The organism is Curtobacterium citri, from assembly GCF_030362955.1.
In the GTDB taxonomy this organism is placed as follows: domain Bacteria; phylum Actinomycetota; class Actinomycetes; order Actinomycetales; family Microbacteriaceae; genus Curtobacterium; species Curtobacterium citri.
The window spans coordinates 1-24,234 of record NZ_JAUCML010000009.1 but is presented as its reverse complement, the minus strand read 5'-3'; the positions used below and the strand labels follow the sequence as shown (position 1 = coordinate 24,234).

Genomic DNA, 24,234 nt, shown 5'->3' with positions numbered 1-24,234 from the left:
GTGGATGCCGTGTCCCGCTTCCGGGGGACAGCCGGGAGGCCCGGATCGCCTCCGCACGACGGCGCACCCGGTCGGGTGGCCGGTCCTGGCGGGATCGTGGCGGCTCGCGCAGGCTGTGCCGAGTCTCAGCACGCAGCCGGCCGCGCGGACGCGGCCGGGAGTGCCCCGGCCGCGTCGGCGCCGTCAGCGCTGGACGGCGGCGCGGAGCGGGGCGGTCGCGAACGCGCGCATGCCCTGCTCGAAGTCCACCTGTGCCTGCCACCCGAGCTCGGCGCGGATGCGGTCCGACGACGCCGTCACGTGGCGGACGTCGCCGAGCCGGTACTCACCGGTGACGACGGGCTGCGGCCCGTCCGGTCCGGCGATCGCCGACGCCATGTCGCCGATCGTGTGCACGACACCCGAGCCGACGTTGTAGGCGCGGAAGGTCTCGGCGGGCAGTTCGGCGGTCGCGGCGATCGATGCCGCGTTCGCTCCGGCGACGTCGTCGACGTGCACGAAGTCGCGCCGCTGCCGGCCGTCCTCGAAGACCCGGGGTGCCTCGCCGCGGGCCAGCGCCGAGCGGAACAGCGAGGCGACCCCGGCGTACGGGGTGTTCGACGGCATGCCCGGGCCGTACACGTTGTGGTAGCGCAGGGCGATCGCGGTACCGCCGGTCGCGCGCGCCCACGACGACGCCAGGTGTTCCTGCGCGACCTTCGTCTGCGCGTACACGTTGCGGGGGTCGAGCGCGGCCGACTCGTCGATGAGGCCCGGGACGAGCGCCCGCCCGTCGGGGCCGATCGGGTCGAAGCGGCCGGCGTCGAGGTCCTCGCGGCGACGGGCCGGCGGTCGCACCGGTTCGCCGTCGGCGGTCTCGTACGCGCCCTCGCCGTAGACCACCATCGAGCTCGCGACCACGAGCCGGCCGATGCCGTGCCGGTCCATGCCCGCCAGGACGTGGGCGGTACCGGCGTCGTTCGACGAGACGTAGTCGGGGGCGTCCTGGAAGTCGACCCCGAGGCCGACCTTCGCAGCCTGGTGGCAGACGACGTCGACGCCGTCGAGCGCGGCCTCGAGGGCGACGCGGTCGCGGACGTCGCCGTGGACGAAGGACAGACCCTGCTGCTCGTGGGCGCGGAGGACCTCGCCGGGGTCGCCGTGCACGTCGTCGCGCAGCGAGTCGAGGATGCGGACCTCGTGCCCCTCGGCGAGGGCGCGGCGGACGATCGCGGAGCCGATGAAGCCGGCGCCGCCGGTGACGAGCAGGCGGCTCATGCGCCGACCGCCCCGCGGAGCACGCTCTCGCTGGCCTCCGAGGGCACGAGCTCGCGGGGCGTCCAGTCGTCGGGCAGTGCGGCGACGACGTCGCCGATGGCGCGGACGATGACCTCGTTGGCGCGGGCCAGGCGCTCCATGACGGCGGCGTGGGTGACCGGGGCCTCGGCGGCCGTGGTCTCGTCCGCGCTGGGTGCCAGGCCGGCGTCGGCGTCGGTGACGTACGACAGGTTGACGGTGCCGATGCCGAGCTCCGCGGCGAGCGGGACCTCGGGCGTCATCGTCATGTTGATCGTGTGGCCGCCGGCCTCGCGCATCCACACCGACTCGGCGCGGGTCGAGAAGCGCGGACCCTGGATCACGACGCACGTGCCGGTCGGACGGAACGGCACGTCGAGCGCGGCGATGGCGTCGATCGCGGCGCGGCGGAGCACCGGGTCGAACGGGTCCGCGAAGGACAGGTGCTGCACCTGGTCCTCGAAGAAGGTGTCGGCGCGACCCCACGTGCGGTCGATCAGCTGGTCCGTCACGACGAACGTGCCCGGCGCGTAGTCCGGGTGCAGGCCGCCCACGGCGCTCGACGAGACGATCGCACGGACGCCGAGCGAGCGGAGCGCCCAGACGTTCGCACGGTGGTTGATCAGGTGCGGCGCGACCGAGTGCTCGCGGCCGTGCCGGGTGAGGAACGCGACGCGCTTGCCCGACATCGTGCCGACCGTGATCGGGCTGGAGGTCGGACCGAACGGGGTCGCGACGTCGATCTCGTCGGCCGTGCCCTCCTCGAAGAGGCGGTAGAGACCGGAGCCTCCGATCACCCCGATGCGAGCGGTCGTTCCGTCCACGGGCGGTTCGGTCGTGGTCACGTGGTCCTCCACAGGTCCTTCAGGATGTCCTCGGCGCGTGGTGCGCCCTGGATACGCTACTGACGCCCCTCCGGCAGTGACCGGGAGCGGGCATCCCCACGGGTTCGGAGGCACGGGTGCGCACGATCGGTCAGCATCGCGACGAGGTCGCCGCGCTCCTCGCACCCGCGCTCGCGCAGCGTGGTCCGGAGACGGTCGCGATCGACACCCTGGCGGACGGCGTCGGCGCCGGTCGGGGCCATCGTGTCCTCGCCGCCGCGGTGACGGCGCCCGTGCCGTTGCCCGTGTTCGACAACAGCCAGATGGACGGGTTCGCCGTCCGCGCCGCCGAGTCCGGTCGGTCCGTCCGGGTGGTGGACCCGATCCCCGCCGGTGCCGTCCCCGTGCCGCTGGCCCCGGGGACCGCGGCGCCGATCATGACCGGTGCGCGCATCCCCGAGGGTGCCGACGCGGTCGTCCCGGTCGAGGAGACCGCCCCGGGCGCGTTCCCCGCGGCCCTGGCGCTCGCCGAGCTCACCGTGCCGGACGGCACGACCACGGGCACCTTCGTCCGGACGGTCGGCAGCGACGTGCGGCGCGGAGCGGAGCTCGCCCCGGCGGGCGCCCCCGTGACGCCGGCGCTGCTCGGGACGCTCGCCGCCGCCGGCATCGACGTGGTCGACGTGGTGCGGTCCGTGCGCGTGCTCGTCGTCTCGACGGGCAGCGAGCTGGCGGACGGTGGTGATCGCGGAGACGGGCACGGTGGGTCGGGTGCGACGATCCGCGACGCGAACGGCGTCGCACTGCGGGCGGCCCTGGCCGAGGTCGGTGCCGCGGCGCGGACCGTCCGGCTCACCGACGACGTCGACGCCTTCCTGCCCGCGCTCGAGGACGCCGTGGGGGAGTGGGCCGACCTCGTGCTCACCACCGGCGGGATCAGCGCCGGGGCGTACGAGGTCGTGCGCCAGACGCTCGAGCCGCTCGGCCTCGCCGTCACCCCGGTCGCGATGCAGCCCGGCGGCCCGCAGGCGCTCGGCCGGCTCCCGCTCGCCGGACGCCGGGTGCCCGTCGTTGCGTTCCCCGGCAACCCTGTCTCGGCGCTCGTCTCGTTCGAGGTCTTCCTGCGACCGGTGCTCGCGGCGGTCGTCGGCGCTCCCGACCGAGCGGCGCAGGAGCTCCCCGCGGCGGAGTCGGCGACCTCACCGGTCGGCAAGCACCAGGTGCGCCGCGGCACGGTCGTCGACGGCCGTGTGCACTTCGTCGGCGGGCCGAGCTCCCACCTGCTCGGGCACCTCGCCGCCGCGACCCACCTCGTCCACGTCCCGGTCGGCACCGACACCGTCGAGCCCGGGGACCCGCTGACCGTCTGGAGCCTGCGATGACCGACGACCCCACCACCCACCCGTCCAGCGCCGACCCGACCGGCGCCGACCTCTCCCACGTCAGGTCCGACGGGTCCGCGCACATGGTCGACGTGTCGGAGAAGGACGTCACCGCGCGCAGCGCCACGGCCACCGCCACCCTGGTGACCCGTGCCGACGTGGTCGAGCGGATCATCGACGGCTCGCTGCCGAAGGGCGAGGTCATCGGCACCGCCCGGATCGCGGCGATCATGGCGGTGAAGAAGACGTCCGACCTCGTGCCGCTGTGCCACCCGCTGCCGATCGCGGGCGTCGAGGTCGACATCACCGGGTCGGGCGACCGCGTGCACATCGAGGTCGCCGTCCGGACCACCTCGCGCACCGGCGTCGAGATGGAGGCGCTGACCGGCGCGAGCGTCGCCGCCCTGACCGTGTACGACATGGTGAAGGCCGTCGACCGTGCGGCCGTGATCACGGACGTCCGGGTGCTCGAGAAGCACGGCGGACGCTCCGGGGACTGGAGCGCTCGATGACGTCCGAAAAGACCAGGGGCCGCGCCGGCGTGGTCGTCGTGTCCACGCAGGCGGCGACGGACGCCTCGCTCGACCGCACCGGCCCGACGATCGCCGCCTGGTTCCGCGAGCGGGGCTTCACGGTCGCCGAGCCGACGATCGTGCCGGACGGCGGCGCGATCGCCGAGACCGTCACCGCCGAGCTGCTCGCCGACGCGAGGGTCGTCGTGACCACGGGCGGGACCGGCGTCACCCCGACGGACCGGACGCCCGAGGCCGTCGCGCCCCTCATCGACCTGGAGCTCCCGGGTCTCGTCGAGGAGATCCGTCGGCGGGGCCTCGCCGGTGCCGGCCCGACGGCGCTCCTCACCCGAGGTGTCGCGGGCATCGCCGGCGGCCGCACGCTCGTGCTGACCCTGCCCGGTTCCCGCGGCGGGGTGGCCGACGGGCTCGCGGTGCTCGACGGCGTGCTCGACCACGTCCTCGCGCAGCTGCACGGCGCCGGGCACGCACCCCGGAGCGCGTCGTGAGCGGGGAGCGCGTCGTCATCGCCGACGTGGTGGACCGGGTCATCACCGTCGACGAGGTCTCGGACGCCGTCGCCACCGACCGCGACGGCGCGGTCGTGACCTTCGCCGGGGTCGTCCGCGACCACGACGACGGCAAGGGCGTGACCGCACTCGACTACGAGCGGCACCCGAGCGCCGGCGACGTGATCGCCGAGGTCGCCCGGTCGATCGCCGTCGACCACCCCGAGGTCCGCATCGCCGTGCTGCACCGCGTCGGCGCGCTCGGCATCGGGGACGTGGCGCTCGCCGCCGCCGTCTCGTCGCCGCACCGGGCGGAGGCGTTCGCGGCGTGTGCAGCCCTGATCGACCTGGTGAAGGAGCGCACGCCGATCTGGAAGCGCCAGGAGTTCACGGACGGCACGGACGAGTGGGTGGCTGCGCTGTGATGCGGTACGGCGTCGTGCCGACCGGCGGTGGCCGTTGAGCGACACTGTGGCGGCAGCCGAGCACCGGTGGGACCTCGCCGAGCAGCGCGCTCGACTCGTGCTGCGACGGTTCGCGGCGGGGCGAGGGCCTCGTCCCGCTCGACGGGGCCTGCTCGTGTCCGTCAGCGTCGTCGTCGAGCTCGCACTGCTCGTCACCGCGGTCGTGCTGCCGCCGGACGCGCCCGTCCGGTGGCTGCTCGCCACCGTGGTGGCATCCGTGGCACTGATCGTCGTCATCGCATCAGTGATCGTGGCGGTCCGCCGACGCGGGACCCCGGATCGACAGCCGGTCATCGGATCGCTCTCAGCGCGGGAGCAGCGCGCCGTCAAGCGAGTCGTCCGTGGTCGCGGAACCGCTCCCGACGACCGGCGCACCGTGGTCCGCGCAGCCGCGGTGCAGATGGCGGCGGCCGACGGACTGCCCGGCCTGTACGCGTACCCGATCCTCTGGAGCGCGCTGGCAGCGTCCGGAGTGAGCACCTTGTCGGTCCTGTACCTCCTCCCGGCCGTGGCCGCGGTCGGGAGTCTCGTCGGCACCGTCCGTGACGCAGCGCTGGCCCGACGTCTGCTCGCCGACGAACCCGCGGCCGACCCCGGCAGCTGTGGAGCCCCGCAGGAGACCGACGCAGGATCGTGATCCCGGCACCCGTTCAGGGCATGGTCCCGCACTCGGCGGATCCATAGACTCCGGAACATGAGCGTTCTGCTGTACGGCGCGGGGATCGTGCTGCTCGTCTTCGCCCTGATCGACATCATCACGCGGGGCGACGACCAGGTCCGAGGGCTCCCGAAGTTCGCCTGGATCCTCATCTGCATCTTCCTGCCCCTGGTCGGCAGCATCGTGTGGTTCGCCGTCGGGCACGACTGGAGCGCGAACGACCGGAACCACGGCCGCTACATCGAGCCGAACCGCCACGAGGACCGGTACGCCAGCATCGGCCACGCCCGCGCGGCGCACGGCGACAAGCGCGTGAACGGCACCGAGCAGGAGCTCGCCGAGCTCGAGCGGGAGATCGAGTACTGGGAGGCCCAGGCGCGGCTGCGCCGCGCGAAGGAGGCCGCCGGCGAGGGCGACCCGACCGCGGGCAGCTGATGCGGCGCGACCCGGACGAACCAATTTCCGACGCGACGTGGGAGACCGTGGCCGAGACCATCGCCGGACGGCCACTCGCCACGGTGCGTCGGCGTCGGCAGCAGTGGCGGGTGGTCCTGGTCGTCCTGGTGATGGTCGCCGTCGGCAGCAGTGGCGGGTGGTCCTGGTCGTCCTGGTGATGGTCGCCGTCGTCGGTGGCGCCTTCGTCGGCTGGCGGCTCGGACCCGACATCGAATTCGACACTGAGCCGCGGGACGGCGCCTGGGGCACGGTGGGGGCAGTGTGCCTGCTCGCGTCCCTCGTGGCATGGGTCGTCGCGGTGGTCTGGTTGCTCCGCCGCAACGCGTTCCCACCGCTCGGGAACGACCCGACATCGGGCCTCCGGGCGCGGGAACGACGGGCGATCGACCGGATGGCGCGCGGTGTCTCGGTCTGGCCCGCCGAACGGACCGACGTCCTGCGCGCTGTGGCGGAGCAGCGACGGCGCACCTCCACGCCGATCATCGCGTTCGCGCCCGGCTTCCTGCTCCTGTGGAGCGGGAACCTGCTGACGACCACCTGGTCGACGTTCACTGCGATCCAGGCCGTTGCGCTGGTCTTCTTCGCGGTCGTCCTCGTCCTGGCGCTGCGCTGGCGGGCGCAGTACCGGGCCTTCGTCGAGCGCAACCCGCCCCGCGCCGAGCGCGAGCCGGAGCCCGCGAGCTGAGCCGCGCCTCCCGGCCGGACCGAGAGCGGCCGTCCTGCGGTCGCGCACAACGCGGAGCACCTCGCGCCACGGAACTCCGTGGCGCGACGTGCCGGCGATCGTTCGAGAGCGCAGCGCACCACGGACCACCCGAACGCGCCCACGAACGCCCAGCCCACCGCACCCCACCGCGACCCCGCGGTACCCGCACCCCGCCGCGCCGCCTACCCTTGACGGGTGGCTCATCTCCTCGGCGCCGAGAACGTGCATCTCGAGTTCCCCACCCGTGTCGTCTTCGACAGCGTCACCCTCGGCCTCGACGAGGGTGACCGCATCGGCGTCGTCGGCCGGAACGGCGACGGCAAGTCGACCCTGCTCGCGCTGCTGGCCCAGCGCCTCGAACCGGACGCCGGCCGCGTCACGCACCGCCGCGGGCTGACCGTCGGGTACCTCGACCAGCGCGACGTCCTGCCCGCGGGCGCGACCGTCGGCAGCATCGTCGTCGGCGAGCTCGAGGAGCACGAGTGGGCCGGCGACCCGAAGATCCGCGACGTCATCGGCGGTCTCGTGTCGGACATCCCCTGGGACGCCGTCGTCGACGACCTGTCCGGTGGGCAGCGCCGCCGGATCGCGCTCGCGAAGCTGCTCGTCGGTGACTGGGACGTGCTGTTCCTCGACGAGCCGACGAACCACCTCGACGTCGAGGGCATCCAGTGGCTCGCGGACCACATCAACCGTCGGTGGTCGTCGAACCAGGGCGGCATGGTGGTCGTCACGCACGACCGGTGGTTCCTCGACGCGGTGTCGACCGACACGTGGGAGGTGCACGACGGCGTCGTCGAGCCCTTCGAGGGCGGCTACGCGGCGTACATCCTGCAGCGTGTCGAGCGTGACCGGCAGGCGGCCACGATCGAGCAGCGCCGCCAGAACCTGGCCCGCAAGGAGCTCGCCTGGCTCCGCCGCGGCGCTCCGGCCCGCACGAGCAAGCCGAAGTTCCGCATCGACGCCGCGAACGCGCTCATCGACGACGTCCCGCCGATCCGCGACACCGTCGCGCTGTCGCAGACGGCGACCGCGCGACTGGGCAAGGACGTCGTCGACCTGCTCGACATCGGCGTCTCGTTCGGCGACGCCGTGATCCTGCGCGACGTCGAGTGGCGCATCGCGCCGGGGGAGCGCACCGGCATCCTCGGCCCGAACGGCGCGGGCAAGTCGACGCTCCTCAACCTGGTGTCCGGCAAGCTCCAGCCGACGAGCGGCCGCGTCAAGACGGGCAAGACCGTGCAGGTCGCCGTGCTCGACCAGCAGCTCGCCGACCTCGCGCAGTTCGCGGACGACCGCGTCCGCGAGGTCGTCGCCCGCAAGAAGACGAGCTACGTCGCGGACGGCAAGGAGATGACGCCGTCACAGCTGCTCGAGCGGCTCGGCTTCACGTCGGAGCAGCTGTCGACGCCCGTCAAGGACCTGTCCGGCGGGCAGAAGCGCCGGCTGCAGCTCATGCTCATCCTGCTCGACGAGCCGAACGTGCTCATCCTCGACGAGCCCACGAACGACCTCGACACCGACATGCTCGCCGCGATGGAGGACCTGCTCGACACCTGGCCGGGCACCCTGCTCGTCGTGTCGCACGACCGCTACCTGCTCGAGCGCGTGACCGACCAGCAGTACGCCGTGCTCGGCGGGCACCTGCGGCACCTGCCCGGCGGGGTCGACGAGTACATGCGGCTGCGTGCGTCGGGTTCCGTCCCGCAGACGGCTGCTGCGGCTGCCGCCGCGACGGCCGGGAGGCCCGACACCGTCGGCGGGACCGGCTCGGCCGGACCCGTGGCCGCGTCCACCACCGTCCCCGCCTCCTCGCTCTCGGGTGCGGACCGCCGGACGGCAGAGAAGGAGATGTCCGCGCTCGACCGGAAGATCGCGAAGGTCGGCGCGGACCGGAAGAAGCTGCTCGACGCCTTCGCCGCGCACGACCAGTCCGACTACGCCGGGCTCGGGGCGCTGCAGACGCAGCTCGCCGGGCTCGAGGCCGAGGTCGAGCAGCTCGAGGAGCGGTGGCTCGAGGTGGCGGAGCTGCTCGGGGTGTAGTCGGGCCCGGTCAGGTGGTCGAGCGGCGTGGTCAGGCGCCGTGACAACCGATCTCGCTCGCGTCGTGCCCGGTGCCGATGCCGGTCCCGAAGGCGATCGGTTCGGTGACCGTGTGCAGTCGTCCGAGCCCGTCCTGGGTGGTGACGACCACGCCTCGGACGAACCCCGCGGTCCGGTCCGGGTCGAGCACGATCCGACCGCTGACGTTCAGGTCGCTGTGCGGCCGGACGACGACACCGCTGCCGACCGGGACGGTGCGACCGTACTCGGCGGGCTGATCAGGGTCCTCGGTGATGATCACGCCGGGCGACGACGTCCGGGGGTGCGGGGCGAGTGCGAGGTGCTCGAGCCGCACGCCCTCGATCGTGGCGATGCGGACGGTGCGGACGCGGACGTCGTGGTCGGTCTCGTTCTGGAGGTCGGTCATGAACCACGCTGCCGCCACGGCCGAGCCCTCGGGGTAGGTGCCGCACACGCCGCCGCCGGTGGTGCTCGTCGTCAGGCCCTGCGTCGGCACGGTCTCGACCACGAGCCCCGCGGCGAGGACCAGTGCCCCGATGACGCTCACTCCGACGACGGCCCGCCCCTTGTCCATGCCGCAACCGTAGGGGAGTCAGTGCCCGCCGCGCGCCCCCTCTTCGCGTGCGGTGGTCTCCGCGTCCGCGGCGGTGTCGTGGTCGGGCCGCACCTCGGTCGGATCCCCCTCGCCGGGGTTCGCCACGACCTCCCACAGGTGGCCGTCCGGGTCCTGGAAGAAGCCGGACCACATGCCCCACGGTCGCGTGTACGGCGCGGCCGACATCGTCGCGCCGGCGTCACGTGCGCGGTCGAGGAACGCCTGTGCCGCCTCCCGCGACGGTTCGAAGTGCCCGATCGTCGTGCTCGGCGCGGTCGCCAGGTCGACGCCGGAGTCCTTCCGCATGTCCTCGCGGCCGTACACGCTGACGATCAGGCCGTCGTCGAGGGTGAACATCGCCGTGGTGCCGCCCGCCGCGTTCTCGGTCGCGGGGTACTCGGTGCCGATGATCCCGCTGCCCTCGATGCCGAGCAGGGCGCGGTAGAAGGCTGCCGATCGTCCGACGTCGGCCACGGCGAGGGTGATCGCGTGCATGCCGCGCACGCTACGCCGGGCCGGCTGCCCTCAGTCGCCGAGGCCGAGGATGAGGCGACGGAGCAGCGCGGCGAGCTGGCCCTGCTCGTCGTCGGACACCCCGGTCAGGATCGCCCGCTCGGCGCTGAGCAGGTCGGCGATCGCCGCGTCGACGGCCGCGCGCCCGCTCGCCGTCAGGGACACGAGGATGCCCCGGCCGTCGCGCGGGTCGGTCCGGCGGCTGACGAGTCCGCGTGAGGCCAGCCGATCCACCCGGTTCGTCATGGTGCCGCTCGACACCAGCGTCTGCTGCAGCAGCGTCTTCGGGCTGAGCTCGTACGGCTCGCCCGCACGCCGGAGCGCCGACAGGACGTCGAACTCCCACGGCTCGACGTCGCTCGCGTCGAACGCGGCCCGGCGGGCCCGGTCGAGGTGCCGTGCGAGTCGGTCGACGCGCGACAGGACCTCGAGCGGACCGAAGTCCAGGTCGCCGCGCTCCCGGCCCCACGCCGTGACGATCCGGTCGACCTCGTCCTGCTGCGGCATCCCTCCATCTTGGCCGAACCGGTGCCGCGCGGCCAGCCTCGACGGCATGGGAGGATGGAGGGGCATCCCATCGGGGTGCGTTCCGCCTTGGTGTAACGGCAGCACGACGGCCTTTGGTGCCGTTAGGTCCGGGTTCGAATCCTGGAGGCGGAGCGGTCGGCTGTCGGAGCGGGGAGCCGCCGTGGCTACGGCAGCATCTGCTGGAACAGCGCCGCAGCGCGCACCACGCCGAAGACCGTGCCGACGGCGCCGACCACCAGGTACGTCCACAGCGGCCACATCGGCCGACCCGGTGCCACCTTCCGCACGACGACGAACCGCCCGATCACGTAGACGATCGTGGCCAGGAACGCCCAGGGCCAGGGGAAGGGCCGGACGACACCACGCCGTCGGAGCGCACGGTGGTCGAGGAACGCGAGCAGCACGGCCGCCCCGTAGAGGAGCAGCCCGCCGACCTGCAGGACGAAGTAGCCGACGGTGTAGACCGATGCCGGGTCGAGCGCCTGCAGGCCATCCGGGCCGATGGTCCGGAACCGGAGCTCCGGCCTGTAGGCGAACTGGAGCAGCACGACGAGGACCGGCTGGAGTGCCAGCAACCAGATCGGGAGGGTGTCCGTCGCCACTCCGTCCGGGATCCGGGGACGCTGCACCGGTCCGGCGGGCGGATTGACGTGCTGCGTCCAGGCGGCGCCGTCCCACCAGCGGTTCCCGGGCTGTCCGGACGGGTCCGGGTACCAGCCGGGCGGCGTCGTGGTCGACATCGGATCCCCTCGTGCATCGGCGGGAGCAGCGTGCCCCACACCGTCCGAACCTAGTGGTCAGGAATCCGCGCCGCTCGAGCCCCTCGCCACCAACCGGACGGGGTTGCGGATCCGTCCGCGCCGCACCCGCCCCTCGATGCTCTCGACGAGTGCCTCCGCAGCCAGCCGTCCGAGCTCCTGCAGGTTCATGTCCACGCTGGTCAGGTGCGGCCGAGCGCCCTCGACCAGGATGTCCCAGTTGTCGAACCCGACGACGGCGACGTCGTCCGGGATCCTCCGCCCGGACTCACGGACCGCGTCCATGACCCCGCGGGCGATGTGGTCGCTCCCCGCGACGACCGCGTCGACGTCGGGGTGTGCCGCGAGGAGCCGGCCGGCCGCCTGCCGTCCCCAGGACTCGTCCCAGGCACCGAACACCAGGCCTGGGTTGCCGACGAGCTCGAGACCGTGGTCCTCCATCGCGGCGGCGGCCCCGCGCAGGCGGTCCCGGGCTGCCGCGTAGGTGTCCTCGCCGTTGACGATCGCGATGCGTCGGCGACCGGCGGCGACCAGGTGCTCGACGGCGATCCGCCCCGCCAGTTCGTTGTCCGGCTCGAAGGACAGGTCCTGTTCGTCGGTCGAGGGGGCGTAGACGTAGACGACCGGGACGTCCGGCTTCGCCTGCATCGGCGGCCGGGGGTTCGTCGTGCGGCCCACGACCAGCACGCCGTCGACCCGCCGGGTCAGCAGGGACTGCAGCTGCAGCTGTTCCCGGAGCGCGCTGTCGCGGGCGTCGGCGAGCAGGACGCTCAGCGACCCGGCGCCGAACGCGTCCTCGGCGCCGAGCAGGATCGGCAGCACGAACCGGTTGTCGAGGTCGCTCGTGAGCATGCCGATGGTGTTCGTGGACGCGCGGTTCAGGGCACGGGCGAACGGGTTCGGCGTGAACGAGAGTGCAGCGGCGGCGGCGAGGACGGCCTCTCGAGAACGGGCGCTCACGTGCGCCCGACCGTTGAGCGCCTTGGACGCGGTCGCGACGGAGACGCCGGCTGCGCGCGCGACGTCGGCCAGCGTCGTGGTCTCGGCCGTGGCCCCGGTGCGGTGATCGTCGTCGTCCATGTGCCCCTCCGAAACCAGTTTACGAAAGTTCTTGACACTGCGGCAAGGGTCCTCGTACATTGCTCCCGAAACCGGTTTCGGTCCTGCTCGACGAAGAGTTCCTCCTGGGGAGGTGCGCTCGCCGGGACGGACGTTGCCGGACCCGAACGGCGATCACGTCGCATTCAGAGAGGAACCCGTGATCATGCGCACCAAGACTGTTGTCCGCATCGGCGCGCTGGTGGCAGCAGCCAGCGTCGTCGCCGGTCTCACCGGATGTTCTGCCCAGTCCTCCGGCTCCGGTTCGTCCGACGCCGCGAAGGGCACGTACACCTTCTGGGACCCGTACCCCCAGTACGACGCCTCGTCGGACTGGGGCAAGCTCATCGCCCAGTGTGGCAAGGACGCCGGCGTCACCGTCAAGCGCACCGGCTACGACACGTCCGACCTGACGAACAAGGCGCTGCTCGCCGGCCAGCAGGGCAAGTCGCCCGACGTGCTGCTCGTCGACAACCCGGTCGTCTCGACCCTCGCCCAGGCCGGCATCCTGACCGACACCGCGACGAGCGGGCTCGAGACCGGCGACATCGCGCAGAACATCCTCGGCGCCGGGGTCGTCGACGGCAAGACGTACGGTGTCCCGATCGGCGCGAACACCCTGGCGCTGTACTACAACCCCAAGGTGCTGCAGGCGGCGGGCGTCGACCCCTCGTCCGTCAAGGACTGGGACTCGCTGACCGCGGCACTCGCGAAGGTGAAGGCGGCGGGCAAGAAGGGCATCACCTTCTCAGGTATCAACACCGAGGAGGGCTCGTTCCAGTTCCTCCCGTGGTTCTGGGGCGCCGACGCCGACCTGACCAAGCTCGACTCCGCGAAGGCCGAGGAGGCGCTGAAGCTCTGGAAGGGGTGGATCGACGAGGGGTACGCCCCGAACTCGGTGATCCAGAACACCCAGACGACCAGCTGGCAGGAGTTCCAGTCGGGCGACTTCGCCTTCGGTGAGAACGGCACCTGGCAGAAGGACGCGGCGAAGCAGATGGGCGCCGGCGTCATCACGATCCCGGCGAAGGACGGCGGAGCCGCCCCGGTGCCGACCGGCGGCGAGTTCTTCACGATCCCGGTGCAGCAGGACGACGCCCGCTACGCGACCACGAAGAAGATCGTCGAGTGCCTGTCCTCGGGTGACAACGTCGTGAAGACGGACAACACGCTGAACTACGTCGCCGCGTCGAAGGACCTCCAGCAGCAGCAGCTGTCCGGCAACGCCGACCTGAAGACCTGGGTCGAGGCCGTCGGTGCCGCCCGCGCGCGCACCGGGGACGACCTCGGCGTGAAGTACCCGGTCATCTCCGAGCAGCTCTGGACGGCCGTGCAGAAGGCCGAGTCCGGCTCGGCGTCGCCGTCCGACGCCCTGCAGTCCGCCCAGCAGGCCGTCGACGAGAAGCTGCAGAAGTAGCCGACGGCGGCACCAGCACCACCACCACCCGCACCACCGAACGGAAGCCGACACGACCATGACGACCGACACGACGTCACTGCGACCGTCGGCTGCGCGTCCCCGGGCCGAGGACACCAGCTCCTCGGCCCGGAGCCGCCGCGCACACGCGCAGCGGAGAGCGCAGCTCACGGCCTGGGCGTTCCTCGCCCCGGTGGCCCTGTACCTCGTGCTCTTCTACGCGTACCCGCTCTGGAAGAACATCGAGCTGAGCCTCAAGCACTACACGGTGGCGTCCTTCGTCTCCGGCAACGCCCCCTTCGTCGGCCTGCAGAACTTCGTCGACGTGTTCTCGAGCGCGACCTTCGCCCCGGCGATCTGGCACACGGCCGTCTTCGTGCTCGTGTCGATCGCCGTGCAGTTCGCCCTCGGGCTCGCCCTCGCGGTGTTCTTCCACGAGCACTTCCCGCTGTCGGGCCTGCTCCGCGCACTGTTCCTCGTGCCGTGGCTCCTGCCGCTGCTCGTGTCCGCGAGCACGTGGTCGTGGATGATGAACAGCGACTCGGGCATCGTGAACGCGTTCCTCGAAGCGGTCGGCATCGGACAGATCAACTGGCTGACGAGCCCGGAGTGGTCGCTCTTCGCCGTCCTCGTCGCGAACATCTGGATCGGCATCCCGTTCAACCTCGTGATCATGTACTCCGGCCTGCAGGGCATCCCGGGGGAGCTCTACGAGGCGGCGTCCCTGGACGGGGCGAACGGCTGGCAGCGCTTCTGGCGGATCACCTTCCCGCTGCTCCGTCCGGTCACGGCGATCACCCTGCTGCTCGGCTTCGTCTACACGCTCAAGGTCTTCGACATCATCTGGATCATGACGAAGGGCGGCCCGTCCGGCTCGTCCACCACCCTCGCCATCTGGTCCTACCAACTGGGCTTCGGATCGCTCCTGCCCGACTTCAGCTCCGCCGCGACCGTGGGCAACGTGCTCATCGTCATCGCCCTGGTCGTCGGCCTGATCTACGCGCGCGTGCAGCGCCGACTGGAGGTGTGAGGTGGCCACCACGACCGTCACCCGAGCCGTGACGACCCGGAGCACCCGCGGCCGACTGCGGGCCACGGGCACACCGCCCGCGGCGAAGCGCTGGTGGCGGACCGCGCTCGGTGTCGTCCTCACCGCCGTGATGCTGTTCCCCGTCTACTGGATGGTGAACGTCTCGCTCACCCGCGACCAGGACATGCGCAAGAGCCCGCCGAACCTGATCCCGATCGACGGCACCCTGCACGGGTACAGCACCGTGCTCGGCCAGCAGCTGCCGTTCCTCGGCACGAGCCTGCTCGTCGGCCTGGGCACGGTCGTGCTGACGCTCGCCCTGTCGGCCCCGGCCGCCTACTCGCTCGCGAAGCTGGGCCCCCGGGGCGGCGGCGCCATGAGCTTCGTGCTCCTCATCGCGCAGATGATCCCCGCGATCATCATGGCGATGGGCTTCTACACGATCTACGTGCAGCTCGGGATCCTCGACACCGTGTGGGGCCTCATCCTCGCCGACTCGACGATCGCGGTGCCCTTCGGCGTGCTCATCTTCACGGCGTTCATGCGGGGGATCCCGGACGAACTCCTCAACGCGGCCCGCATCGACGGCGCGAGCACCTGGCGCACCTTCACGTCCGTCGTCATGCCGGTCAGCCGCAACTCGATCGTGACGGTCTCGCTCTTCAGCTTCCTGTGGGCCTGGTCGGACTTCCTGTTCGCCAACACCCTCGACGGCGGCGGGGACGCGAAGCCGATCACCCTCGGCATCTACGCCTACATCGGCAACAACAACCAGGAGTGGAACTCGATCATGGCCACCGCCGTGGTCGCGTCGATCCCCGCCGCGGTGCTCCTCGTCCTCGCCCAGCGCTACGTCGCCGCCGGTGTCACCGCCGGCGCCGTGAAGGACTGACGCACCCGCACCCCACGTCCCAGGAGGACATCGTGACCATCACCCACACCACCGTCCCGGCCGGTCCCGTCGTGCCCTCGACCGGTGCGCTCCGCCCCCTGCCGCTCGGCGACCTGCGCCTGACCGGCGGCTACTGGGCCGACTGGCAGCAGCGGAACGCGGACACCGTGATCCGGCACTGCGAGACCTGGATGGAGCGCATCGGCTGGACCGGGAACTTCGACGCCGCGGCGACCGGAGCGCCGTTCGACCACGCCGGCATCGAGTTCGTCGACTCCGAGGTCTACAAGCTGCTCGAGGCCATGGCCTGGCAGCTCGGCGTGCAGCACGACGACGACCTGGCCGAGCGCTACGACCGGCTGGTCGACCGGGTCGCCGGGGCGCAGGACGCCGACGGGTACCTCCACACGAGCTTCGGTCGCCCCTGGCAGCGGCCCCGGTGGTCCGACCTGGAGTGGGGCCACGAGCTCTACTCGATGGGGCACCTGCTGCAGGCAGCGGTCGCGCGGCTGCGCACCGCCGGTGGCGGACGGCTCGTCGACGTGGCGGTCCGCGTCGCCGACCACCTGGTCGACGTGTTCGGGACGGGCGGACGGGAGGCGGTGTGCGGGCACCCCGAGATCGAGCCGGCCCTCGTGGAACTCGGTCGGGCGACCGGCGACCACCGGTACGTCGACCTGGCGCGGACGTTCGTGGAGCGTCGCGGGCATGGGCTGCTCGCGCCGATCGAGTACGGACAGGAGTACTTCCAGGACGACGTCCCCGTCCGGGACGCCGAGGTCCTGCGCGGACACGCCGTCCGGGCGCTCTACCTGGCGGCGGGTGCGGTGGACGTCGCGGTCGAGACCGGTGACGCCGAGCTGCTGCGCGCGGTCGAGACGCAGTGGGCGAACACGGTCGCCAAGCGCACCTACCTGACCGGCGCGATGGGCGCCCACCACCAGGACGAGGCGTTCGGTGCCGACTACGAGCTGCCGCCGGACCGCGAGTACGGCGAGACGTGCGCGGCGATCGCGTCGAACATGCTCTCGTGGCGGCTGCTGCTCGAGACGGGGGAGTCGAAGTACGCCGACCTGATCGAGCGCACGCTGTACAACGCGGTGATGGTCGCCCCGCGCGAGGACGGCCGGGCCTTCTTCTACGCGAACACCATGCACCAGCGCGTCGAGGGCACCGTGCCGCCGGAGGACGAGGTGCTCCGGCGCGCCCTGTCGAGCCTGCGTGCCCCGTGGTTCGAGGTGTCGTGCTGCCCGACGAACCTGTCGCGCACGATCGCCAGCGTGCAGTCCGTGTTCGCGACCGTGAGCGACGACGGCCTGCAGCTGCACCAGTACGGCGACTACGAGGTCGACACCGTCGTCGGCGACGGCACCCGGGCGGCGTTCTCGGTGCGCTCCGACTGGCCGCACGCCGGCCGGGTCGAGGTCGTCGCGACCGCTGACTCGGACGGCCCGGTCGCCCTCCGACTGCGGGTACCGTCCTGGTCTTCGGGAGCCACCCTCGACGTGGCTGGCCAGGCGGTACCCGTGGTGGGCGACACCGTCACCGTGACCCGGGTCTTCGCCGCGGGTGACCGCGTCGTCCTCGACGTGCCCGTCCGTGCGCGGATCACCGTGCCGGACGCCCGGATCGACGCGGTGCGCGGCACCGTCGCGGTCGAGCGCGGCCCCCTGGTCTACGCGCTCGAGTCCACCGACCTGGGCGCCGACGTGCGTGACGTCACGGTGCCGACCGGTGTCGAGCCCGTGGACGGCGGTGTCGACGACGTGCGCATCGCGGTCCGGGTGCACCCGACGCCGGAGCCGGACGCGCTGCCGTACCGGAGCGCCGACGGCACGACCGACCACGAGACCGACCGCGCCGCGGACGGTGCGGCCGGCGACGGCCGGACCGTCCGCCTGGTGCCCTACGCGTCCTGGGGCAACCGCGGTCCCTCGACCATGCGGGTCTTCCTGCCCGTCGGGTAGGTGCGCTCCGGACGGGAGGCGAGCCGTGCCTCCCGTCCGCCGCGGACCCGGCCACCCGCCGAGCGGGCCGAGAGGAGGAGCGATGACGCTCGACCACACCGAGCGGCCGACGATCTACGACGTGGCGCTCGTCGCCGGGGTGTCGCACCAGACGGTGTCCCGCGTCGTGAACTGCCCGGAGACGGTGCGACCGGTGAACCGCCACCGCGTCCTCGCGGTCATCGCCTACCTGGGCTACGAGCGGAACGCCGAGGCGGAGCGCCTCGGCCGGCTCCACAAGCACCCCGCCGACAGCGCGGAGTGACCACACCACCGCACCGGGACCACCACCCGGTGCACCACGAGGAGGAAGCAATGACGCATCTTCGAACACCGATCCGGTCCGAGCGCCGCCGTGGCCGTCCACGCCGTGCCGCAGCGGTCCTCTCCGCACTCGCCGTCGCCGGGACGGCCGTGTTCGGCTTCGGGTCGGCGACGCCGGCCTTCGCCGCCGGCAACACGCTGACGGTCGACGTCGGGACCACCGTCCGCCCGGTCACCCACGTCGCCGCCGGCGGCCTGTACGGCGTCGACACGGGCAGCACCCCGCCGCTGAGCCAGCTGTACCCGCTGCACGTCAACACCTTCACCCAGCCGCCGCCCGGCACCCAGCAGCTCGGCAACGGTGCGACGCACCCCTGCTGCGACGGCCTGCAGGTCGCGGACAAGATCACGGCCGCCGGCGGTCAGCAGTACCTCCGGCTCCCCGACGTCTTCAGCACGTTCCCCTACAACTGGGTCAGCTGGCCCGACTGGGAGTCGAAGATCAAGACGATGATCTCGGCCCGGGTGAACGCCACGAGCACCACGAACATCGCCGGGTACGAGATCTGGAACGAGCCGGACGCCAACTGGACGACCAGCACGAAGAACGACCCGAACGCCGGCAGCTACCTCGACATGTGGACCCGCACCTACCGGGACATCCGCGCGATCGACGCGCTGACCCCGATCATCGGTCCGGGTGCCAGTGCGTACGACCACTCCTTCATGCAGTCGTTCATGACGAACGCGAAGAACACGAACACGCTGCCCGCCATCGCGGTGTGGCACGAGCTCGGCGACTTCAGCTACCAGGACGTCCAGGCACACGTGGCGGACTTCCGGTCCATCGAGGACTCCCTCGGGCTGCCGCACATCCCGATCTCGATCAACGAGTACGCGTCGCCCGGCCAGGTCGACCAACCGAGCATCGGCGTGCACTACATGGCCGCGTTCGAGCGGGCCGGCATCCACGACGCCGAGCGGGCCTACTGGTACGAGGCCGGCACGATGGACGGGCTCCTGTACAACAACCTGCCCACGGCGTCCTACTGGGCCTACAAGTGGTACGGCGACCAGTCCGGGAACGTCGTCCGAACCGTCCCGCAGTCGTACCTGGACGGCGCCGCGTCCTACGACGCGAGCCGGAAGCAGGTGAACGTCGTCTTCGGCGGCGACAGCGGCTCGAACACCGTGCAGGTGAACGGGCTCGCGGGGCTCGGCAGCCAGGTGAGCGTGCGGCTCTCGTCGACGAACACCACGGGGCGCACGACGAACCAGGCCGCCCCGAACCTCGTCTCCACGACGACGTACTCCGTGGTAAACGGCTCGATCACCGTCCCGGTCGCGAACATGGACGCGGTCGCGGCGTACCAGCTCCTGATCACGCCGACGTCCGGGACCCCCTCGTACCAGCAGACGTACGAGGCCGAGAACGCGACCGTCGTCAACGCGAGCCGGCTGTCGTCGTCCACCGCGTCGAACGGCGGATACGTCGGACGCATCGACGGGACCGGTGACGTCCGGACAGACAGCTTCGTGGACTTCCTCGTCGACGTGCCGACGGCCAAGGCCTACACGATGACCGTCAAGTACGCGAACGCCACGGGTGCGACCGCGACGCAGGGGCTCGCCTACAACGGTGGCGGGTTCTCCACCGTGAGCTACCCGCCGACCACGTCCGGCTGGGGGAACCCCACCGGCAGCGTCGACGTCACGGTGCAGCTCAAGGCCGGCTACAACGTGATCCGCCTGGCCAAGGGATCGCCGAACTACGGCGGTGGCACCGGGTACGCGGAGCTCGACAGCATCCGCCTGCAGTAGACCCAGACCAGGACGAGCCCGTTCCGTGCGCGGAACGGGCTCGTCCTGGTGCGCCCGGACCGGACGGGCCAGGTCGACCTGCAGCGCGCGTCTCGTGCACGGACGGCGCGTTCCGTCCGTCGGTGACAGCGGCGTGCACGACTCGCGCAAACCGGTTGCGCGATTCGAGCAGGAATGTCAGGATGGCCTCCTCGCTCGATCGGCGGAGGATGCACCAGGTCTGATGCGCACCGCTCCCGGCGAGGACCGTTCACCGTAGAACTGCACCAGACCGCTGGTGCCCACCGTCAGAGTCGACCGGAGGACCCCGCATGCACGACCCCGATGGCCGCTTGCGAGCCCGGACCGACGGAGGAGCCGAGGCGCTCCTGCCGACACCGACGGTGCAGTGCCACGCGGCGAACCTCGCCTTCCTGCCCGGGGGAGACCTCGCGTGCGTGTGGTTCGGTGGCACCCAGGAGGGCGTCTCCGACATCTCCGTCCACCTCTCGCGGCTGCCCGCGGGGACGGACCGCTGGCTCGAACCCGTCCAGCTGAGCTCCGACCCTGCGCGTTCCGAGCAGAACCCGATCCTCTTCACGGCGCCGGACGGTGCCGTCTGGCTGCTGTACACCGCGCAGGTCGCCGGGAACCAGGACACCTCCGAGGTGCGGCGCCGGGTCTCCCGCGACGGCGGCGTGACCTGGGGTGAGCCGTCCCCCTTGCTCGGTGCCGACGCACCGGTCGGTGTCTTCGTGCGGCAGACGCCCGTCGTGCTCGAGGGCGGTCGGATCCTGCTGCCGGTGTTCAACTGCCGGACGGTACCCGGCGAGAAGTGGGTCGGCAACGACGACACCGCATCGGTCTGGTACTCCGACGACGGCGGCGAGACCTGGTCCGAGGTCGCCGTGCCCGAGTCGAGCGGCTGCGTGCACATGGACATCGTGCCGCGTGCGGACGGCGTCCTCTGGGCGTGCTTCCGCTCTCGCTGGGCCGACCACGTGTACGAGTCGTGGTCGACGGACGGCGGCATGACCTGGGCGCCCTGTCGTCCGACCGACCTGCCGAACAACAACTCGTCGATCCAGGCGCGCACCCTCGATGCCGACGGCCGGATCGCGATGGTGATGAACCACGCGAGCAAGGCCGACGCGACGAGCCGCAGGGTCTCGCTGTACGACGAGATCGACGACGACGGGATCGCGGCCGACCAGGCCGACGGTGGTCCCCGGGTCGCCGAACCCGCGCTCGACGCCGACGGGCCCAGTGCGTTCTGGGGTGCGCCACGTGCTCCGATGACGCTCGTGGTGTCGACCCCGGACGGGCGGTCCTGGCCGACCGCCTACGACATCGAGAACGGCGACGGGTACTGCCTCTCGAACAACAGCCGCGACGGCCTCAACCGCGAGCTGTCCTACCCCTCGGTGCTCCCCGACCCGGCCGGGGGACTGCACATCGCCTACACGTGGCACCGCAAGGCGATCAAGCACGTGCACCTCGGCGCCGACGTCCTCGCGGGGATCGTGTCGACGTCGTCCACCTCCGCCGGTCCGGACCTCTCTGCGAAGGAGCAGCGAGCATGACCCTCCCCATGGTCTTCGCACTCGCGATCACCGTCTTCATGATCGTGCTGATCATGATCGACCGCCTGCCGTTCGGTGTCCCGCCGTTGATCGCCTGTCTCCTGATGGTCGTGTTCAACGTCGTGCCGATCAACGTCGCGTTCAGCGGCTTCGCGAACGCGACCATCATCATGCTGGCGTCGTTCATGGCGGTGATCGCCGCGTTGCAGAAGACCGACCTCGTCTCGGGCTTCAAACGGATGATCACGAGACTCGGGACGAAGGGCGGGTTCCGGGCCTACGTCCTCATCATCGTGTTCGTCATGCTGGGCTGCAGCATCTTCGGCACGGGCTCCACCGCCTACTACGTCCTGGTGATCGGGCTGCTCTCGACGCTCGCCTACAACAAGAAGCTGCCGCCGTCGAAGGTCCTCATGCCGGCCGGCTTCGCGGCGAACCACCCCATGCTCCCGTTCAACGTGGCGCTGCAGTACGGCATCGTCGTCGCGGTGCTGGAGGCGACCGGCGTGCGGGAGAACATCGACCTCGTCCGGTTCTCGATCGTGAACCTCGTGCTCAGCCTCGGGTTCCTCGTCTGGTGCCTCATCGCCTACCGCCTGCTGCCCGACCACCCGATCACCGACGAGGAGTCCGACCCGCAGCGGGCGGCCGAGGCGCAGGAGCCGGCCACGGTCGGAGCGCGCAGCACCGCTGCCGGAACCGGCCCGGGCACGACCGGCCCGGGCACGACCGGCCCGGGCGCGACCGACCCGGCGACCCCCGGTCCGCACGCCGCCGAGGCGAACGCCACCGCGATCGCCTCGTCGAGCGCGACCGCCACGGTGACCGCGCCGACGCTGGACCGTCGGAAGCAGCTGGCGACCTACGCCTGCTTCGTCCTCGCGATCGCCGGCATGATCTCGTACAGCTACATCGGCGATGCGGGCTACGCGATCACGGGCCTCTCGGTGGCGCTGCTGCTGATCATGAAGGTCCTCGACTTCACCGAGATCCGCGACGCCATCAGCCAGCCGATCATCATCATGTCCGCCGGCGTGATCGGCATCGCCGAGGCGCTCGGCGCGACCGGCCTCACGAAGCTCGTCGGCGAGTCCGTCGCCGGACTGCTCGGCGGCAACGTCAGTCCGTTCCTGCTGGTGTTCGGGTTCTGCGTCCTGACGAGCGTGCTCGCGACCCTCACGGGATCGACGATCGGCACGGTGTACTTGTTCGCGCCGCTGGCCATCGCGACCTGCGTCAGCCTGGGGCTGAACCCCGCGGCCGCGGCCGTCGCCATCGTCATCTCCGGGTGGAACGGTCACTTCCTGCCGATCGACGGACTCCCCGCCATGGTCATGGGCGTCGGCAGGTACTCGCTCCTGCAGTTCTGGAAGTTCACCATCCCGATGTACTTCATCCGCCTGCTGGCCCTGACCGCCGGCGCCCTCCTGCTCTTCCCGATGTGACGAACCCGACGTGACGAACCCGACGTGACGAACCCGATGTGACGGAGCCACCCGACGTGCAGAACACCTTCCAGCTCGCCCACGTGGGCATCAACAACCCCGACGCAGCAGCAGCGCAGGAACTGTGCGACCTCTTCTGCCTCATGTTCAACCTCGACCCCCGCCAGGGGAAGAAGTCCGAGTTCGCCGGCACGTTCTTCGAGTGCGTCCGGTCGCAGTACCTCGGGACGCACGGCCACATCGGGATGTCGACCGACGACCTGGAGGCAGCGGTCGAGGAACTCACCGCGAAGGGCTTCGGCTTCGACCAGGAGACCGCCGCACACTTCGAGGACGGACGGCTGCAGAACATCTACCTGGCGGGGGAGTTCGGCGGCTTCGCGGTCCACGTGATGCAGCAACCCCGTCCCTGACCCACCACCAGACCGCCTGGCCCCCCAGCCGACAAGGAGCACCTGCAGTGACCACCACGATCAGCGGCAGCATCCACGCGCTCGTCACCCCGTTCCACGACGACGAGTCGCTCGACCTCGACCAGATGCGGCTCCACACCGACCGCGCCGTCCGGGCGGGCGCCGACGGCGTCTTCTGCCTCGGCACCAACGGCGAGTTCTTCCAGCAGACCGAGGACGAACGGCTCGCCGTGCTCGAGGCGGTCGTCGACGCCACCGCGGGCCGGGTCCCGGTGTACGGCGGCGCCGGTGCCGTCGGGACGAAGGAGACGGTCCGCATCGCCCGACGCATGCAGGCGGCGGGCGCCGACGTGCTCTCCGTCATCACCCCGTACTTCGCCGCGGCGTCCCAGGACGAGCTGTACCGGCACTTCGCGGTCGTCGCCGAGGCCGTCGACGTCCCCGTGCTCGTCTACAACATCCCCGCGCGGACCGGGAACACCATCAGCCCGGCGACCGTCGCCCGCCTGGCGGAGATCGACAACATCGCGGGCGTGAAGGACTCGTCGGGCAACTTCGACGCGATCCTGCAGCTGATCGAGCTGACCGATCCCGAGCACTTCGCGGTGCTCGCGGGCACCGACTCGCTGGTCCTGCCGACGCTGCAGGCCGGCGGCGCGGGCGGCATCACCGCCGTCGCGAACGTCTACCCGCGGACCATGGTCGAGATCACCCGGAAGTGGGCGGCGGGCGACCTCGAGGGGGCCCGCGCGGCGCAGGCGTCCATCCGCCCGCTGCGCAACCTGTTCGCGCTCGGCAACCCGAACACGATCGTCAAGGCAGCCACCAACGCCGCCGGCGAGCCCGTGGGGCCGTGCCGCGCGCCGTTCAACCTGCTGAGCGAGGCGGCGCTCGAGAAGATCGCGGACACGGTGCGCGCCGACCAGGCGGCGGGACTGGGCTGAGCGGTTCACAACCGACCCCGGGACGGACTGGAGGCGGGGGGGCCGCGGGGCCCCCCCCCCCCCGCCCGGGGGGGGGGGGGGTTGTTGCGGGCCGCGCC

At 71.6% G+C, this 24,234-nt stretch carries 26 protein-coding genes and 1 tRNA gene; 20 read left to right on the top strand and 7 right to left on the bottom strand.

Annotated elements, in window-relative coordinates; all coding sequences use genetic code 11:
* Positions 1–183: 183 nt before the first annotated feature.
* Both QUG92_RS13160 and QUG92_RS13155 read right to left on the bottom strand, forming a co-directional pair.
* The gene (locus tag QUG92_RS13160; RefSeq protein ID WP_289459373.1) at positions 184–1,257 is read right to left on the bottom strand and encodes an NAD-dependent epimerase/dehydratase family protein; all 1,074 of its coding nucleotides are present in this window, start codon (positions 1,255–1,257) and stop codon (positions 184–186) included.
* Positions 1,254–2,120 (bottom strand): MTAP family purine nucleoside phosphorylase, encoded by an 867-nt coding sequence (locus QUG92_RS13155; RefSeq protein ID WP_289459372.1) that lies wholly within the window; start codon positions 2,118–2,120, stop codon positions 1,254–1,256. The genes QUG92_RS13160 and QUG92_RS13155 overlap by 4 nt, the downstream gene beginning before the upstream one ends.
* Before the next feature lie 116 nt (positions 2,121–2,236).
* Here QUG92_RS13155 and QUG92_RS13150 point away from each other — a divergent pair, with 116 nt between their 5' ends.
* From QUG92_RS13150 to QUG92_RS13110, 9 genes are all read left to right on the top strand, one after another.
* Positions 2,237–3,481, top strand: a complete 1,245-nt coding sequence (locus QUG92_RS13150; RefSeq protein WP_289459371.1) for a molybdopterin molybdotransferase MoeA — start codon at positions 2,237–2,239, stop codon at positions 3,479–3,481.
* A complete protein-coding gene (gene moaC, locus QUG92_RS13145) occupies positions 3,478–3,993 on the top strand; it encodes a cyclic pyranopterin monophosphate synthase MoaC (RefSeq protein ID WP_289459370.1) in 516 nt (171 codons plus the stop codon). The genes QUG92_RS13150 and moaC overlap by 4 nt, the downstream gene beginning before the upstream one ends.
* A complete protein-coding gene (locus QUG92_RS13140) occupies positions 3,990–4,502 on the top strand; it encodes a MogA/MoaB family molybdenum cofactor biosynthesis protein (RefSeq protein WP_289459369.1) in 513 nt (170 codons plus the stop codon). Before moaC ends, QUG92_RS13140 begins: the two co-directional genes overlap by 4 nt.
* Positions 4,499–4,927, top strand: coding sequence for a molybdenum cofactor biosynthesis protein MoaE (locus QUG92_RS13135; protein ID WP_069712505.1), 429 nt, complete (start codon positions 4,499–4,501; stop codon positions 4,925–4,927). Before QUG92_RS13140 ends, QUG92_RS13135 begins: the two co-directional genes overlap by 4 nt.
* A gap of 34 nt (positions 4,928–4,961) precedes the next feature.
* Entirely contained in the window at positions 4,962–5,603 is a 642-nt protein-coding gene (locus QUG92_RS13130) for a hypothetical protein (protein ID WP_289459368.1), read from the top strand.
* 57 nt (positions 5,604–5,660) lie between these two features.
* Entirely contained in the window at positions 5,661–6,059 is a 399-nt protein-coding gene (locus QUG92_RS13125; protein ID WP_069712507.1) for a PLD nuclease N-terminal domain-containing protein, read from the top strand.
* Between the two features lie 47 nt (positions 6,060–6,106).
* Positions 6,107–6,238 carry a hypothetical protein gene (locus QUG92_RS13120; protein WP_289459367.1) on the top strand — a complete coding sequence of 44 codons (132 nt, stop codon included), beginning with the start codon at positions 6,107–6,109 and terminating at the stop codon, positions 6,236–6,238.
* A complete protein-coding gene (locus QUG92_RS13115) occupies positions 6,217–6,765 on the top strand; it encodes a hypothetical protein (RefSeq protein WP_289459366.1) in 549 nt (182 codons plus the stop codon). The genes QUG92_RS13120 and QUG92_RS13115 overlap by 22 nt, the downstream gene beginning before the upstream one ends.
* Positions 6,766–6,981: 216 nt before the next feature.
* Positions 6,982–8,829, top strand: coding sequence for an ABC-F family ATP-binding cassette domain-containing protein (locus tag QUG92_RS13110; RefSeq protein WP_289459365.1), 1,848 nt, complete (start codon positions 6,982–6,984; stop codon positions 8,827–8,829).
* 31 nt (positions 8,830–8,860) lie between these two features.
* Here the strand turns inward: QUG92_RS13110 and QUG92_RS13105 are convergent, their stop codons facing one another.
* From QUG92_RS13105 to QUG92_RS13095, 3 genes are read right to left on the bottom strand one after another with little or no spacing between them, the layout of a single operon-like run.
* A complete protein-coding gene (locus QUG92_RS13105; protein WP_289459364.1) occupies positions 8,861–9,424 on the bottom strand; it encodes a hypothetical protein in 564 nt (187 codons plus the stop codon).
* An 18-nt stretch (positions 9,425–9,442) separates the two neighbouring features.
* The gene (locus QUG92_RS13100) at positions 9,443–9,940 is read right to left on the bottom strand and encodes a VOC family protein (protein WP_289459363.1); all 498 of its coding nucleotides are present in this window, start codon (positions 9,938–9,940) and stop codon (positions 9,443–9,445) included.
* 30 nt (positions 9,941–9,970) lie between these two features.
* Positions 9,971–10,465 carry a MarR family winged helix-turn-helix transcriptional regulator gene (locus QUG92_RS13095; RefSeq protein WP_069712512.1) on the bottom strand — a complete coding sequence of 165 codons (495 nt, stop codon included), beginning with the start codon at positions 10,463–10,465 and terminating at the stop codon, positions 9,971–9,973.
* Between the two features lie 81 nt (positions 10,466–10,546).
* Between QUG92_RS13095 and QUG92_RS13090 the strand changes: the two genes are divergently transcribed.
* Positions 10,547–10,618 (top strand) — tRNA-Gln (locus tag QUG92_RS13090).
* Positions 10,619–10,650: 32 nt separating this feature from the next.
* Here the strand turns inward: QUG92_RS13090 and QUG92_RS13085 are convergent.
* Both QUG92_RS13085 and QUG92_RS13080 read right to left on the bottom strand, forming a co-directional pair.
* Positions 10,651–11,226, bottom strand: a complete 576-nt coding sequence (locus QUG92_RS13085; protein ID WP_289459362.1) for a DUF2510 domain-containing protein — start codon at positions 11,224–11,226, stop codon at positions 10,651–10,653.
* A 57-nt stretch (positions 11,227–11,283) separates the two neighbouring features.
* Positions 11,284–12,324, bottom strand: a complete 1,041-nt coding sequence (locus QUG92_RS13080) for a LacI family DNA-binding transcriptional regulator (RefSeq protein WP_289459361.1) — start codon at positions 12,322–12,324, stop codon at positions 11,284–11,286.
* A 184-nt stretch (positions 12,325–12,508) separates the two neighbouring features.
* Between QUG92_RS13080 and QUG92_RS13075 the strand changes: the two genes are divergently transcribed.
* From QUG92_RS13075 to dapA, 10 genes are all read left to right on the top strand, one after another.
* Complete coding sequence (locus QUG92_RS13075; protein WP_289459360.1) at positions 12,509–13,759, top strand: sugar ABC transporter substrate-binding protein; 1,251 nt, start codon at positions 12,509–12,511, stop codon at positions 13,757–13,759.
* 58 nt (positions 13,760–13,817) lie between these two features.
* Positions 13,818–14,789 (top strand): carbohydrate ABC transporter permease, encoded by a 972-nt coding sequence (locus tag QUG92_RS13070; protein ID WP_289459359.1) that lies wholly within the window; start codon positions 13,818–13,820, stop codon positions 14,787–14,789.
* Positions 14,790–14,919: 130 nt separating this feature from the next.
* Positions 14,920–15,681, top strand: a complete 762-nt coding sequence (locus QUG92_RS13065; protein WP_069712588.1) for a carbohydrate ABC transporter permease — start codon at positions 14,920–14,922, stop codon at positions 15,679–15,681.
* Positions 15,682–15,713: 32 nt separating this feature from the next.
* Positions 15,714–17,648 (top strand): glycoside hydrolase family 127 protein, encoded by a 1,935-nt coding sequence (locus QUG92_RS13060; protein ID WP_289459358.1) that lies wholly within the window; start codon positions 15,714–15,716, stop codon positions 17,646–17,648.
* 82 nt (positions 17,649–17,730) lie between these two features.
* Positions 17,731–17,952: a LacI family DNA-binding transcriptional regulator gene (locus QUG92_RS13055; RefSeq protein WP_353063151.1), complete on the top strand. Its 222-nt coding sequence runs from the start codon at positions 17,731–17,733 to the stop codon at positions 17,950–17,952.
* A gap of 50 nt (positions 17,953–18,002) precedes the next feature.
* Positions 18,003–19,772: a carbohydrate-binding protein gene (locus QUG92_RS13050; RefSeq protein ID WP_289459357.1), complete on the top strand. Its 1,770-nt coding sequence runs from the start codon at positions 18,003–18,005 to the stop codon at positions 19,770–19,772.
* A 311-nt stretch (positions 19,773–20,083) separates the two neighbouring features.
* Positions 20,084–21,334, top strand: a complete 1,251-nt coding sequence (locus tag QUG92_RS13045; RefSeq protein ID WP_182045540.1) for a sialidase family protein — start codon at positions 20,084–20,086, stop codon at positions 21,332–21,334.
* Complete coding sequence (locus QUG92_RS13040) at positions 21,331–22,779, top strand: SLC13 family permease (protein WP_289459356.1); 1,449 nt, start codon at positions 21,331–21,333, stop codon at positions 22,777–22,779. The genes QUG92_RS13045 and QUG92_RS13040 overlap by 4 nt, the downstream gene beginning before the upstream one ends.
* A 38-nt stretch (positions 22,780–22,817) precedes the next feature.
* Complete coding sequence (locus tag QUG92_RS13035) at positions 22,818–23,192, top strand: VOC family protein (RefSeq protein WP_220456173.1); 375 nt, start codon at positions 22,818–22,820, stop codon at positions 23,190–23,192.
* Positions 23,193–23,239: 47 nt separating this feature from the next.
* Complete coding sequence (gene dapA / locus QUG92_RS13030) at positions 23,240–24,136, top strand: 4-hydroxy-tetrahydrodipicolinate synthase (protein WP_182045538.1); 897 nt, start codon at positions 23,240–23,242, stop codon at positions 24,134–24,136.
* Positions 24,137–24,234: the final 98 nt, after the last annotated feature.